We start from the raw sequence: 13507 nt of genomic DNA on the forward strand, positions 1-13507 counted from the left end.
GGAAATGTGTGAGGCGCCCCATTGAAGTCCGTCAACGGCAAGGATATTTCTTGAGCATGACACTCATAAATAAAACACCTCAACGAATTCGCCACGAAACCCGCCTGCGCCTCCTCGATGTGCAGGACGTCAAACATCTGACACCGCGCATGGTGCGCGTCACCCTTGCCGGCGACCAGCTGGAAGGTTTTGTCAGCGCCGGTTATGGCGATCACATCAAGATTTTCTTTCCGCCTGCCGGAAGCGGGCCGATTGTTCCCGTTCTCGGCCCCGATGGCATCAGTTTTCCGGAAGACACGCCGCGTCCGGAAATGCGGGACTACACACCGCGCAACTATCATGCAGCGTCCAACACCCTTGATGTCGATTTCGTGCTGCATGGCGACGGCCCCGCATCCACATGGGCAGCACAGGCTAAGCCCGGTCAGCAGATTGTCATTGGCGGACCACGCGGCTCGATGATCATTCCCGATGCCTATGACTGGTATTTTCTGGCTGGCGATGAAACGGCCCTCCCCGCCATCGGGCGCCGACTCGAAGAACTGCCGGCCACGGCCCGCGTCGTCGCGGTAATCGAGGTTGAGGACAAAGCCGAAGAACAGGAGCTCAAGTCCAGCGCCAAGGCCGGGATTGTCTGGGTTCACCGCAACGGTGCGGAAGCCGGCAACAATGACCTGTTGCTGCGAACGATTGAAAGCCTGACCTTGCCCGAGGGTGATTGCTACGCTTTCATCGCCTGCGAAAGCAGCATATCCAAATCCATCCGCACCCATCTGGTCGAGCAGCGCGGCTTCAACGGCGAATGGGTGAAAGCGGCCGGTTACTGGTTGCGCGGCGTGGCGGACGCGCACGAGCCCCATTGACATCATCTTTGCGTTGCCGGGCTGACGGCGCTGGGGTAGGGTTTACGCCCTCCCCATAAGGATCAAGAACATGTCTCAGCCGCAAAACACGCGTATCGTCCTCGCATCCAGACCGCAAGGACCGGTAAAGCCGGACAATTTCCGGGTCGAAACCGTACCGGTTTCCGTACCTGGCGACGGTGAGGTTCTGCTCAAAATTCTGTTTCTGTCGCTCGATCCCTATATGCGCGGCCGCATGGACGATGCTGAGTCCTATGCTGCCCCGGTTGCCGTTGACGCGGTCATGGAAGGCGGAACCGTTGCGGAGGTGATCGAGAGTAAACATCCCGGCTACAAATCCGGTGATATTGTTCTCTCCCATTCCGGCTGGCAGAGCTATGCCCTCTCCGATGGTGCCGGTCTGCGCAAGCTCGATCCGAATGCCGCGCCGCTGTCAACGGCTGTCGGCATTCTCGGCATGCCGGGTTTTACCGCCTATGCGGGACTCCTGACTATCGGCCAGCCCAAGCCGGGCGAAACCGTGGTTGTCGCCGCGGCCAGCGGGCCGGTGGGATCGACGGTCGGCCAAATCGCCCGAATCAAGGGTGCACGGGCTGTCGGTATTGCCGGCGGCGCAGACAAATGTGCATTCGTCCGCGACGAACTGGGGTTCGATGTTGCAATTGACCACCGCGCACCCGATTTTGCCGAACAGCTGCAACAGGCCTGTCCGTCCGGTATCGATGTTTACTTTGAAAATGTCGGCGGCGCGGTCTGGGACGCAGTTTTCCCGCTGCTCAACACCTTCGCGCGTGTGCCGGTCTGCGGCCTGATCGCACAATATGACGGTCTCGATCTTTCCGGCAAGGATCGCCTGCCGGCGCTCATGCGCGACATCCTGAAGAAGAGCCTGACCGTGCGCGGCTTCATCCAGCGTGAATTCATCGATCAGCGTCCGGTCTTCCTTGAAACCATGAGCGGCTGGTTGCGTACCGGCGAAGTCAAGTACCGCGAGGATATTGTCGATGGGCTCGCCAACGCTCCGGAAGCTTTCATGGGGCTGCTGAAAGGGCATAATTTCGGCAAGCTGGTGATCCGGGTCGCCTGACGCCGGATAGGATTGAATGCCGGTGACACAGCTTTGATACGGCTGGCACTGGCAATTCTTCACCTTTTCCGCCATATAAGCCCTCTATCGACATCGGAATGACTATACAGGCTGACAGAAGCATGGCAGTGCGCGCGCAATTTGCAAAGATGAACGGGCTTGGCAACGAGATAATCGTTGCCGACATGCGCGGCCGTGCGGATCATGTTGCGCCAGGGGCGGCCATTGCACTCAATGGCGATCCAGCCACCAAGTTCGATCAGATCATGGCAATCCATACGCCGCGCACCCAGGGTACGGAAGCCTATATCGAGATCATCAACTCCGACGGCACTCAGGCACAGGCCTGCGGCAACGGCATGCGCTGTGTCGTGCAGGCTCTTGCTGCCGAAACCGGCAAACGGGAATTCACCTTCGAAACCATCGCCGGAATATTGACCGCCCATGAACATGCCGACGGCATGATTTCCGTCGATATGGGCAAGCCCCGTTTCGGCTGGCAGGAAATCCCACTGGCTGAAGCCTTCCACGACACACGCCAGATCGAATTGCAGATCGGACCGATTGATGCGCCTGTCCTGCACTCCCCCTCCGTCGCGAGCATGGGCAACCCACACGCGATCTTCTGGGTCGAGCAGGATGTCTGGACCTACGATCTCGAGCGCTTTGGCCCGCTGCTCGAAAATCACCCGATTTTCCCCGAACGCGCCAACATTTCGATTGCCCACGTGACCAGCCGCAATGCCATGACCCTGCGCACCTGGGAGCGCGGCGCCGGGCTGACCCGGGCCTGCGGTTCGGCCGCCTGCGCAGCGGCCGTGTCCGGTGCCCGCACAGGCCGCACCGAACGAACCGTGACGGTGACCGTTCCCGGTGGTCCGCTGGTGATTGAATGGCTGGACAATGATCATGTCATGATGACCGGACCCGCCGAATGGGAATTTTCCGGCTCGTTTGATCCGCAGACCGGTCAATGGCAGCGGGACGAGACAACACCATCGCAGGGGGCTGCCTGATGGCTGTGGATGTCGTCACGTTTGGCTGCCGCCTCAACACTTACGAATCCGAGGTGATGAAGCGTGAGGCCGACGCTGCCGGGCTCGGCACACTGGAAAACGGTGCGATCATCTTCAATACCTGCGCCGTGACCAGCGAGGCCGTGCGGCAGGCGCGGCAGGCAATCCGCAAGGCACGCCGCGACAATCCGCAGGCCCGCATCATTGTCACCGGCTGCGCCGCCCAGACCGGGGCTGACGAATTTGCCGCCATGGATGAGGTTGATCTCGTTCTCGGCAACGAGGAAAAACTGAAATCCAATTCGTACCGCATGCTGCCCGATTTCGGTGTCAACCAGTTCGAGAAGGTGCGCGTCAACGACATCATGGAGGTGCGTGAAACCGCATCCCACATGGTCGATGCCATCGAGGGACGGGCACGGGCCTTTGTACAGGTACAGAACGGCTGCGATCATCGCTGCACGTTCTGCATCATCCCCTATGGCCGCGGCAATTCCCGCTCCGTACCGATGGGCGGCGTGATCGAACAGGTCAAACGGCTCGTTGGCAACGGCTATAACGAAGTGGTCCTCACCGGCGTCGACATGACCAGCTATGGACCCGATCTGCCGGGCTCCTTGCGCCTCGGCAAGCTCGTCAAGACCGTTCTCGGCCAAGTGCCTGATCTGAAGCGTCTGCGCCTCTCCTCTATTGATTCCATCGAAGCGGATGATGATCTGATGGAGGCACTGGCGACGGAAAGCCGGCTGATGCCGCACCTGCATCTGTCGCTGCAGTCGGGCGACAACATGATCCTGAAGCGGATGAAACGCCGCCATCTGCGCGAGAACTCCATCGAGTTCTGCGAAAACGTCCGTAAGATCCGCCCCGATATTGTGTTCGGTGCCGATATCATTGCCGGCTTCCCCACCGAGACCGATGAGATGTTTGAAAACTCCATCGGGATTGTCGAGGAATGCGGGCTGACCCATCTGCATGTCTTCCCGTTCAGCCCGCGCGAAGGCACGCCGGCAGCGCGCATGCCGCAGGTGAACCGGCAGATCGTCAAAACCCGCGCTGCCCGGCTGCGGGCGGCGGGTAACGCGGCTTACCGCTCCCATCTCGACCGTCTTGTCGGCACGAACCAGCGCATACTCGTCGAACGCGAGGGCCTTGGCCGCACCGAAGGGTTTACCCTCGTCGGGCTGAACGGCGGGGCACCCGGCGAAATCATTGAACGGCCGATCAGCGGGCATGACGGCGACAGGCTGCTGGCCGCAGACAGCAACCGGCACGCAGCGTAATCACAACGAGCAAAGCAGCATTCATGGCTCTGGGTTTTATCAAAAAGATATTTTCATTCGGCAAGAAGGAAGTCGACGAGGTTCCGGCCGAAGTACCTGTCCCCGCGCTCGAGGCGCCCGTTCAACCGACCACCGAACAGGTTTATGAGGACACGACGGCACAGGAAGCCCTGCCCGTTCCAGCCGAGGCGGAACCTGTCGAGGCCGAGCTGGTTGAGCCGGTGCCCGTTGCAGAGCTGCCGCAACCGGTCGCGCCCGAACCCGAACCAGTCATAACCCCAGTTATCCGGGAAACGGCGTTGGCCGAGCCCGAACCAGTTATCTTACCGGTCGAGGAAGAGCTGCCCATTCCATTCAATGCCTCGGAAGAACCGTTTGAACAGACGCTGACAGAAGCGCTGACACCCCCCGTGCATGTGCCGGAACCCATTATCGACATGCCTGCACCGGTGGAGCCGGTTGTGGCGCCCAAGCCGGCCTCGTCAAAGGTAACAGTCACCAGGACCGTAGAGGAGAAGAAAGCCGAAGAGCAGGTTACCGCCGAGCCGGAGAAACGCCTTACCTGGTTCGAGCGGCTGCGCAAGGGCCTGGCCCGCTCATCCCAGCAGCTGGGCGATTCCATCGGCGGCATCTTTACCCGTCGCAAGCTCGACGAAGACACGCTGCAGGATCTCGAAGATGTGCTGATTCAAGCCGATCTCGGCATGGAAACCGCCATCCGCATTACCGGTTCCCTGAGCGCCACGCGTTACGGCAAGGATATCAGTTCGGAGGAAGTCCGCACCATTATGGCGACTGAGATCGAAAAGGTGCTCGGGCCGGTTGCCAAGCCGCTGGAACTCGACCTTTCGCACAAACCGCATGTCATTCTGGTTGTCGGCGTCAACGGCACCGGCAAGACCACGACCATCGGCAAGCTCGCAGCTAAACTCACTGCCGGCGGTCTCAGCGTCATGCTGGCGGCCGGCGATACATTCCGCGCTGCGGCGATCGAGCAATTGCATATCTGGGGCAAGCGCACCGGCGCACCGGTGGTTTCGTCGAAGCTCGGTGCCGATGCGGCCGGGCTTGCATATGATGCCTGGAAACAGGCAAAGGAGGCCGGAAGCGACGTCCTGATCATCGATACAGCCGGACGCCTGCAGAACCGGACCGAGCTGATGGACGAGCTTGCCAAGATTGTCCGCGTCCTCGGCAAGAACGATCCCGATGCTCCGCATACCGTGCTGCAGACACTGGATGCCACCACCGGCCAGAATGCCCTCAATCAGGTCGAGATTTTCAAGAATGTCGCCGGCGTCAACGGTCTCGTCATGACCAAGCTCGACGGCACGGCACGCGGCGGCATCCTCGTTGCTATTTCAGCCAGGCACAAATTGCCGGTTTATTTCATCGGCGTGGGCGAGCAGGTCGATGATCTCGAGCCCTTTGCCGCCAAAGATTTTGCCAAAGCCATCGCGGGAGTTGCATGATGGACCAATCCGTATTTGAACGGGATCCATCCGATCCCAAGCGCAAGGAAGTTACACCGCTTCTGAAGCTGGTGCTGGAACTTGGACCGTTGATGGTCTTCTTCTTCGCCAATTCCCGCGGCGAATGGCTGATCGAGCGCTTTCCCGTGCTGGCCAACATCGGCGGGCCGATTTTCATCGCCACCGCGCTGTTCATGGTCGCAACCGTACTGGCGCTGGCCGTGTCTTGGATATTGATCCGCAGCCTGCCGATCATGCCGCTGGTTTCAGGCATCGTGGTTCTGGTGTTTGGTTCGCTGACACTTTGGCTGCACGACGAAAATTTCATCAAGATAAAGCCGACCATCATCAATGCCCTGTTCGGGGTGATCCTGCTGGGCGGCCTCTACTTCGGCAAATCGCTTCTCGGCTATGTTTTCGACAGCGCTTTCAAGCTCAATGCCGAAGGCTGGCGCAAGCTCACGCTGCGCTGGGGCATATTCTTCCTGTTCCTGGCCGTGTTGAACGAGGTGGTCTGGCGCAGCTTCTCGACGGATTTCTGGGTTGCTTTCAAGGTCTGGGGCACCATGCCCATCACCTTGCTTTTCACCTTCGCGCAAATGCCGCTGGTGATGAAACACTCGCTTGAACCCTTGGCCGGCAAAGGTACGCAAGGCAAGGAAAAATAGCCGCTCTAAGGCTTCAGCGCCTTTTCGACAGCAGGCATCAGATCATCGCGGATCGATGCCTCGCTGAAAGGTCCGACGTGCTTGTAGAGAATGGTGCCGTCGCGACCGACAAGGAAAGTTTCCGGCACGCCATAGACGCCCCATTCGATCCCGGCCCTGCCGCTCGCATCAACACCGATCATGTCGAACGGATTGCCAAGCTCACCCAGGAATTTCAGCGCGTTTTCGTCCTTGTCCTTGTAGTTGAGACCGGCGATGCGAAACCGCTTGTCCTTGGCGAGCTGCATCAGCAGCGGATGTTCCGCACGGCATGGCACACACCACGAGCCGAAGACGTTGACCAGTGTCAGCTGGCCCTTGAAGGCGGCGGGTTCCATACCCGGAACCGGTTGCCCGCCCTTGGTCAACCCTGCCAGAGGCGGAAGGGTCAGGTTCGGGGCGGGCTTACCGATCAATGCCGAGGGGATGACACTTTCGTCCCGCCCGAGCGCCAGCTGAAAGGCAAAGATACCGGCCAGAACCACAAAGAGCAGCAGGGGCAGGAACGCAAACAGCGAGAAGCGCCGGTGTGGAGCCTGTCCTTTGATATCCGGTCCGCTCACGATGCGTTATCCGTTCGCGCCTCAGAGCGGCGGCGTACGCCACGGGTTTCCAGCTCCTGCAGCGCGAGACGCTGCGTGCGCTGATCGATCAGTATCCAGCCGACGAGCGCCACGAGGACAGCTATGGACACGCCGTAGGACGCGAGGACAAAAGCCGTATGGGTCATGATTACACTCCCCTCCGTTCCGCACTGCGTGCCGCGATACGGCGCATGGCGACAACCCGCCTGCGCCAGATCTCATTGCGCATGGCCATGATGTGCAGGGTGAAGAACAGGAGCGTGAAGCCAACGGCCATCACCAGAAGCGGCCAGAGCAATGAAGGATGAATGGTGGGTCCTCCCATGCGGATAACCGATGCGGGCTGATGCAGTGTGTTCCACCAGTCGACGGAGAACTTGATGATCGGAATGTTGATGAAACCGACCAGCGTCAGGATAGCCGTCGCCTTGGAGGATTTTGCCGCATCGTCCATCGCCCGGGTCAGCGCAATGATGCCGAGATACATCAGGAACAGCACGAAAACCGAAGTCAGCCGTGCGTCCCACACCCACCAGGTGCCCCACATGGGTTTGCCCCACAACGAGCCGGTAATGAGCGCGAGAGCCGTGAAAGCAGCGCCTATGGGTGCTGCTGCCTTGGCGGAGACATCCGCCAGCGGGTGGCGCCAGACCAACGTTCCGATGGCTGAAATGCTCATGACCGTGTAGCACATCATCGACAGCCATGCGAAAGGCACATGGATGAACATGATCTTGACGGTCGAACCCTGCTGATAGTCATCGGGCGCCTGGAAGGACATCCACAATCCGGCAGCCAGAACCAGCAATGTGATCCCGACAAGCCATGGCAGCACGATCCCTGCAAAGTTGATGAACCGGGTTGGGTTGGCCAGATCGATCCAGCGTCCGGCTTTTGAAACAGCTTCAGTCATGGCGATTTCTTAGCTTCCCGGGCTCTATTTCGCAATTCACCATCACATGATCCTCCCAAGCCCGAAAGGATCGTGCGTCGCGCGGCGCATGTCAATCAGCCGACGATTTCAACGCTGCGGCGGCTGCCAGCGGTCCAATGACCGCAAAGAACAGTGTAATTGCAACGAGAATAAGAAAGGGCGCGACAAAAGGCGCGGGGTCTTCCACTGCTCCGTAGGCTGCCGACACGCCGAAGATCAGCACGGGAATGGTCAAAGGCAGGATGATCACCGACACGAGCAGGCCGCCGCGCGGCAGTGCGACGGCAACCGCGGCGCCGACGGCGCCGATCAGCGCGATGGCCGGTGTGCCGACGAGCAGGGTCAGGGTTGTGGCGCCGATGGCTGCGGGCTCCATGTTCATGAACAGGCCGAGCAAAGGGGAAGCTATGACCAGAGGCAGCACACACGTGCTCCAATGCGCCAGGCATTTCACCAGCACGGTCAATGCCAATATGTGCCGGTCCGAAGCCATGATCAGCAGATCGAGAGATCCGTCGTCGCGGTCGGCCTGAAACAGCCGGTCGAGACCGAGCAGCGTCGCCAGAAGGGCGCCGATCCACAGCATCGCAGGTCCGATTCGCGCAAGGAGCTTCAAATCCGGCCCGACACCGAACGGCACGACGGCGATAACGGCGAGAAAGAACAGTATCCCGATCAGCACGCCTCCACCGGCACGCAGACCCAATCGGGTGTCGCGGAGAAACAGCGAAAGCATCAGAAACCGCCCTTTCCCATCACGAGTTCCTGAGCCCCGTCCAATCCCAGCGGCAGATGGGTTGCGGCGACGACAATACCGCCGCCGGAAAGATGCGCATGCATGACGCGGGCAAACTGATCCTCCGATCCTTTGTCGAGGCCCGCCGTCGGTTCATCCAGAAGCCAGACCGGGCGATGGCTGATCAGGAGCCGCGCGATACTGGCACGCCGTTTTTGCCCAGTGGAGAGATAGCCGAACGGCAGATGGCCGATATCGCCGAGCTGCACGCGGTCCAGCGCTTCACCAACGGTATGGTTCCCGATGCCGCAGAACGACTGCCAGAAGCGCAGATTCTCTTCGACGCTCAGGACGGGTTTCATGGCATTGAGGTGACCGAGATAATGGCAGGCCGAAACAAGCCCGTCGAAACCGGCTGGTGCGGCATCAAGCCGGATGCGGCCTTCGGCTTTGTCCAGAAGTCCGGCGATGATTCGCAGGAGCGTTGATTTCCCGGCCCCGTTCGGCCCCGTAATCATCAGCGCCTCTCCACCCGCGACGGCAAAGTTCAGCCCGGAAAACAAAATCTCCCCGCCCCGCTCCCCTGCCAGATTTTCGGCGACTAACCGCATGAAGTTCCCGCTCTTGTTAACCCCGACGTGCCGCCCGGAATGACCCGTGTGCATTTCGACGCAGTCTCAAATTTTGACGAATGTCGGTCTGGCACAGATCGATGAAAATCTCTATATAGCAGTCAACCATGCCAGCGGTCGGCATGGAAACCATTTTTGGCCGATCTTCAATACGGGCGCCTTTTCGGACCTGTAGCGGGACGGACAGCGGAAATGACTGCACCCGCACCTTAGCGCGTCCTTGAAACGCGGCAAAGGCGTTCGTCCCGGGTGAGGCCAGTAGCATAAGGACGACGCAACATGTCTCAAATCGACAGTTTCAAATGCCGTAAAACCCTATCCGTAGGGGATAAGGAATATGTCTATTACAGCTTGACCGAAGCTGAGAAAAACGGCCTGGAAGGCATTTCCAAGCTCCCCTTCTCCATGAAAGTGCTCCTCGAAAACCTGCTTCGCTTTGAAGACAATCGTTCGGTTTTCAAGAAGGACATCGAAAACGTCGCCAAATGGCTTGTCGATCGCGGCAGTGCCGGCGCTGAAATCGCCTATCGCCCGGCCCGTGTTCTCATGCAGGACTTTACTGGCGTTCCTGCGGTCGTGGACCTTGCAGCAATGCGCGATGCCATGGTCAACCTTGGCGGCGACCCGGAAAAGATCAATCCGCTCGTCCCGGTTGATCTGGTTATCGATCACTCGGTGATTGTTGACGAGTTCGGCAATCCGCAGGCTTTCAAGCGCAATGTCGATCTCGAATACGAGCGCAATGGCGAACGTTACCGCTTCCTGAAGTGGGGCCAGCAGGCATTCAAGAATTTCCGCGTTGTTCCTCCGGGCACGGGCATCTGCCATCAGGTCAACCTTGAATATCTGGCCCAGGCAGTCTGGACCAAGGAAGAAGACGGCGTCACCGTCGCCTACCCCGATACCTGCGTTGGCACTGATTCGCACACGACCATGGTCAATGGTCTTGGCGTTTTGGGCTGGGGCGTTGGCGGCATCGAAGCGGAAGCGTCCATGCTGGGTCAGCCGGTTTCCATGCTCTTGCCTGAAGTCATCGGCTTCCGCCTGACCGGCAAGGTCAAGGAAGGCGTCACGGCAACCGATCTCGTGCTCACCGTGGTTCAGATGCTGCGCAAGAAGGGCGTCGTCGGCAAGTTCGTCGAGTTCTTCGGCCCCGGCCTCGAGAGCATGACGCTGGCTGATCGTGCCACCATCGGCAATATGGGCCCGGAATACGGCGCCACCTGCGGCTTCTTCCCGATCGACCGCGAAACCATCAACTACATGCATATGTCCGGCCGCGACGAAGAGCGTCTGGCACTGGTCGAAGCCTATTCGAAGGCGCAGGGCATGTGGCGCGAACCCGGCTCGGCCGATCCTGTTTTCACCGACACGCTGGAACTCGATCTCGGAACCGTGGTGCCGTCCATGGCCGGCCCGAAGCGTCCGGAAGGCCGTATCGCCCTCGAGGGCATTGCCTCCGGTTTCCATGAATCGCTGCAGAAGGAATACAAGAAGACCACGCAGCTTGATGCCCGTTATCCGGTTGAAGGCGAAGACTATGATCTCGGCCATGGCGACGTTGCCATTGCGGCGATCACCTCCTGCACCAACACCTCGAACCCGAGCGTGCTGATTGCCGCCGGCCTTCTCGCCCGCAATGCAGCTGCCAAGGGTTTGAAGTCCAAGCCCTGGGTGAAGACGTCACTGGCGCCCGGCTCGCAGGTTGTAGCCGCCTATCTTGAAAATGCCGGCCTGCAGGTTGAGCTCGACAAGCTCGGCTTCAATCTGGTCGGTTTCGGCTGCACCACCTGCATCGGCAATTCCGGCCCGCTGCCTGCACCGATCTCCAAGACCATCAATGACAAGGGTCTGATCGCTGCAGCCGTGCTTTCCGGCAACCGCAACTTCGAAGGCCGCGTTTCGCCGGACGTCCAGGCAAACTACCTGGCTTCTCCGCCGCTGGTTGTTGCCTATGCCCTGGCCGGTTCGGTCACCAAGGACCTGACAACCGAGCCGCTTGGCGAAGACCAGGACGGCAACCCGGTGTTCCTCAAGGATATCTGGCCGTCTTCGCACGAGATTCAGGAGTTCATCACCAAGAACGTCACCCGCAAGCTATTCGCATCCAAATATGCGGATGTGTTCAAGGGCGACCAGAACTGGCAGGACGTCAAGGTGCCGGCTGGCCAGACATACGCATGGGACGACAACTCGACCTATGTACAGAACCCGCCCTACTTTGTCGGCATGGGCAAGACACCCGGCATCGTCAACGATATCAAGGGTGCGCGTATCCTTGGTCTCTTCGGCGACAAGATCACCACCGACCACATCTCTCCGGCCGGTTCGATCAAGGCAGCCTCGCCTGCCGGCAAGTACCTGACCGATCACGGTGTGGCACCCCTGGATTTCAACCAGTACGGCACGCGTCGCGGCAACCATGAAGTGATGATGCGCGGCACGTTCGCCAACATCCGTATCCGCAACCACATGCTTGGCGAAAATGGCCGCGAAGGCGGGTACACGATCCATTACCCCTCGAAAGAGGAAATGCCGATCTATGATGCCGCCATGCAGTACCGCAGCGAGAATGTCCCGCTGGTCATCTTTGCCGGTATCGAATACGGCAATGGTTCATCGCGTGACTGGGCTGCCAAGGGCACGAACCTTCTCGGCGTTCGCGCTGTGATTTCCCAGTCTTTCGAGCGTATCCATCGTTCGAATCTCGTGGGAATGGGCATCGTCCCCTTCGTGCTGGAAGAGGGCACGAGCTGGCAGTCGCTTGGCCTGAAGGGCGACGAGTCGGTTTCGATCGAAGGTCTTGCCACAATCCAGCCGCGCCAGAAAACCCATGCCACGGTGACGTTCGTCGACGGTACGGTCAAGCAGGTACCGCTGATCTGCCGTATCGATACAATCGATGAGCTGGAATACCTCAAGAACGGCGGCATCCTGCAGTACGTGCTGCGCGATCTCGCCGCCTGAAGCAGCGAAAAGCTCTGAAATCGGAGACCGCCGGGCAACCGGCGGTCTTTTTTTCGCGATTTCGCCAATAATTATATGGTTTTGCCTGTAAACGTGATCGAATTCACCTCAAAGTGACTTCCTCTTGATAAAACGCATCCCTATCAATTGTCTGGCAATCACTCTCATACAAGATCAAAGAAAAATTCGGGAAGAAAGCTCGTACCCTTGACCCTGCGCCCTCTGCTCAAAGCCATTCTGATCGCCTGCCCGCTCCTTGTAGCGGCAGGGTTCCCGTGGCCGGTTTATGCCGGGAGCATCGGCACGAAACCGGATGGCGTGGTTGAGCTTTATACCTCGCAAGGCTGCGGCTCATGCCCACCTGCCGATGCCGTCCTCAAACAGCTGGTCGCGGAAGGGAAAGTCGTCGCACTGGCCTTCCATGTTGACTATTGGGATTATCGCGGGTGGGTGGACAATCTCGCCCTGCCCGAAAATACCGCGCGGCAGAATGCCTATCGCAAGGCACTCGGACTGACAGGTGTTTACACACCGCAGGCAATCCTCAATGGCCGCGAGCATGTAAACGGTCAGGACGGCGGTAAAATCCGGCGCCGAATCGATGAGATGCGCAATAGTGATTCTGGCCTGACAATTCCCGTATCGATCGAAAAAACCTCTCCGGATCGCCTGGTGATCAATATTGGTGAGGGGCCTGCCGCAAAAAATCCTGTGCGCGTTCTTCTTGCCTATTTCAATAAGGAAACCATTGTTTCCATACCCGATGGCGAGAACGGCGGGCGCAATGTCAGCTACGCCAACAGCGTCCGCGCGATGGAAACCGTTGGCATGTGGGATGGCAAATCCCAGAAGATCGAAATTCCGCTGACCGAAATCGCCAGCAAGAAGGCTTCCGGCTGCGCTGTCCTGTTGCAGGAAATGCTTGGTGAAGGCAAACCGGGGCCTATCATTGGCGCCTCGATCATGACAAAGCCCTGATTTTAAAGAGCATTTCTGTAGGCAAGAAAAAAGGCTGGTAAAACCAGCCTGAAGTCTTGGGGCTTGTTGCCATTGAGAGACTGAATGGTTCGGCCAGAACAGCCCGTTTGGGCGGGGGGCTTGGGGTATCGGACCGCTCAAGACCGAACCGTCTCAGACAACGGACTGAAGGTGGGTCTGAAATCCGGCGGCAATGCGAGTGCAACATGGCGAAACTGTGGCCAGACATCACCAATGGAAACAGGGCG

Annotated in this window: 13 protein-coding genes; 8 read left to right on the forward strand and 5 right to left on the reverse strand. The window is 59.1% G+C overall.

The features are described 5' to 3' along the window. Positions 1 to 56: 56 nt before the first annotated feature. The 6 genes from J1W56_RS14075 (at position 57) to J1W56_RS14100 (ending at position 6389) form a co-directional block, all read left to right on the forward strand. Positions 57 to 863 carry a siderophore-interacting protein gene (locus tag J1W56_RS14075; protein WP_223613897.1) on the forward strand — a complete coding sequence of 269 codons (807 nt, stop codon included), beginning with the start codon at positions 57 to 59 and terminating at the stop codon, positions 861 to 863. Between the two features lie 70 nt (positions 864 to 933). Beyond that, positions 934 to 1950: an NADP-dependent oxidoreductase gene (locus J1W56_RS14080; RefSeq protein WP_223613898.1), complete on the forward strand. Its 1017-nt coding sequence runs from the start codon at positions 934 to 936 to the stop codon at positions 1948 to 1950. Positions 1951 to 2072: 122 nt separating this feature from the next. Further along, positions 2073 to 2966 (forward strand): diaminopimelate epimerase, encoded by an 894-nt coding sequence (gene dapF / locus J1W56_RS14085; protein WP_223614134.1) that lies wholly within the window; start codon positions 2073 to 2075, stop codon positions 2964 to 2966. After that, a complete protein-coding gene (mtaB, locus tag J1W56_RS14090) occupies positions 2966 to 4249 on the forward strand; it encodes a tRNA (N(6)-L-threonylcarbamoyladenosine(37)-C(2))-methylthiotransferase MtaB (protein ID WP_223613899.1) in 1284 nt (427 codons plus the stop codon). Before dapF ends, mtaB begins: the two co-directional genes overlap by 1 nt. Before the next feature lie 23 nt (positions 4250 to 4272). Beyond that, the gene (ftsY, locus tag J1W56_RS14095; RefSeq protein WP_223613900.1) at positions 4273 to 5721 is read left to right on the forward strand and encodes a signal recognition particle-docking protein FtsY; all 1449 of its coding nucleotides are present in this window, start codon (positions 4273 to 4275) and stop codon (positions 5719 to 5721) included. Further along, positions 5721 to 6389, forward strand: a complete 669-nt coding sequence (locus tag J1W56_RS14100) for a septation protein A (RefSeq protein WP_223613901.1) — start codon at positions 5721 to 5723, stop codon at positions 6387 to 6389. Before ftsY ends, J1W56_RS14100 begins: the two co-directional genes overlap by 1 nt. A gap of 5 nt (positions 6390 to 6394) precedes the next feature. Here the strand turns inward: J1W56_RS14100 and J1W56_RS14105 are convergent, their stop codons facing one another. The 5 genes from J1W56_RS14105 to ccmA all read right to left on the reverse strand — a co-directional run bounded on the left by J1W56_RS14105 (position 6395) and on the right by ccmA (position 9293). Further along, positions 6395 to 6991, reverse strand: coding sequence for a DsbE family thiol:disulfide interchange protein (locus J1W56_RS14105; protein WP_223613902.1), 597 nt, complete (start codon positions 6989 to 6991; stop codon positions 6395 to 6397). Further along, positions 6988 to 7158, reverse strand: coding sequence for a heme exporter protein CcmD (ccmD, locus tag J1W56_RS14110; protein ID WP_130271284.1), 171 nt, complete (start codon positions 7156 to 7158; stop codon positions 6988 to 6990). The genes J1W56_RS14105 and ccmD overlap by 4 nt, the downstream gene beginning before the upstream one ends. A gap of 2 nt (positions 7159 to 7160) precedes the next feature. Further along, a complete protein-coding gene (locus tag J1W56_RS14115) occupies positions 7161 to 7925 on the reverse strand; it encodes a heme ABC transporter permease (protein ID WP_223613903.1) in 765 nt (254 codons plus the stop codon). 91 nt (positions 7926 to 8016) lie between these two features. Then, the gene (gene ccmB / locus J1W56_RS14120) at positions 8017 to 8682 is read right to left on the reverse strand and encodes a heme exporter protein CcmB (RefSeq protein ID WP_223613904.1); all 666 of its coding nucleotides are present in this window, start codon (positions 8680 to 8682) and stop codon (positions 8017 to 8019) included. Continuing rightward, on the reverse strand, positions 8682 to 9293 hold the full coding sequence (gene ccmA / locus J1W56_RS14125) for a heme ABC exporter ATP-binding protein CcmA (RefSeq protein WP_223613905.1): 612 nt from the start codon (positions 9291 to 9293) through the stop codon (positions 8682 to 8684). Before ccmA ends, ccmB begins: the two co-directional genes overlap by 1 nt. 300 nt (positions 9294 to 9593) lie before the next feature. Here ccmA and acnA point away from each other — a divergent pair, with 300 nt between their 5' ends. Together acnA and J1W56_RS14135 are read left to right on the forward strand one after the other, a co-directional pair. After that, the gene (gene acnA, locus J1W56_RS14130) at positions 9594 to 12281 is read left to right on the forward strand and encodes an aconitate hydratase AcnA (protein ID WP_223613906.1); all 2688 of its coding nucleotides are present in this window, start codon (positions 9594 to 9596) and stop codon (positions 12279 to 12281) included. A 207-nt stretch (positions 12282 to 12488) separates the two neighbouring features. Continuing rightward, the gene (locus J1W56_RS14135) at positions 12489 to 13259 is read left to right on the forward strand and encodes a DUF1223 domain-containing protein (protein WP_223613907.1); all 771 of its coding nucleotides are present in this window, start codon (positions 12489 to 12491) and stop codon (positions 13257 to 13259) included. The last annotated feature ends 248 nt before the right edge of the window (positions 13260 to 13507 follow it).

The organism is Phyllobacterium calauticae, from assembly GCF_019991125.1.
In the GTDB taxonomy this organism is placed as follows: Bacteria; Pseudomonadota; Alphaproteobacteria; order Rhizobiales; family Rhizobiaceae; genus Phyllobacterium; species Phyllobacterium calauticae.

Bases quoted from the DNA above. Each gene is read 5' to 3' on its own strand.
- J1W56_RS14075 (WP_223613897.1), top strand. From the start codon at position 57: ATGACACTCATAAATAAAACACCTCAACGAATTCGCCACGAAACCCGC.
- J1W56_RS14080 (WP_223613898.1), top strand. From the start codon at position 934: ATGTCTCAGCCGCAAAACACGCGTATCGTCCTCGCATCCAGACCGCAA.
- dapF (WP_223614134.1), top strand. From the start codon at position 2,073: ATGGCAGTGCGCGCGCAATTTGCAAAGATGAACGGGCTTGGCAACGAG.
- mtaB (WP_223613899.1), top strand. From the start codon at position 2,966: ATGGCTGTGGATGTCGTCACGTTTGGCTGCCGCCTCAACACTTACGAA.
- ftsY (WP_223613900.1), top strand. From the start codon at position 4,273: ATGGCTCTGGGTTTTATCAAAAAGATATTTTCATTCGGCAAGAAGGAA.
- J1W56_RS14100 (WP_223613901.1), top strand. From the start codon at position 5,721: ATGGACCAATCCGTATTTGAACGGGATCCATCCGATCCCAAGCGCAAG.
- ccmD (WP_130271284.1), bottom strand. From the start codon at position 7,158: ATGACCCATACGGCTTTTGTCCTCGCGTCCTACGGCGTGTCCATAGCT.
- J1W56_RS14115 (WP_223613903.1), bottom strand. From the start codon at position 7,925: ATGACTGAAGCTGTTTCAAAAGCCGGACGCTGGATCGATCTGGCCAAC.
- ccmB (WP_223613904.1), bottom strand. From the start codon at position 8,682: ATGCTTTCGCTGTTTCTCCGCGACACCCGATTGGGTCTGCGTGCCGGT.
- ccmA (WP_223613905.1), bottom strand. From the start codon at position 9,293: ATGCGGTTAGTCGCCGAAAATCTGGCAGGGGAGCGGGGCGGGGAGATT.
- acnA (WP_223613906.1), top strand. From the start codon at position 9,594: ATGTCTCAAATCGACAGTTTCAAATGCCGTAAAACCCTATCCGTAGGG.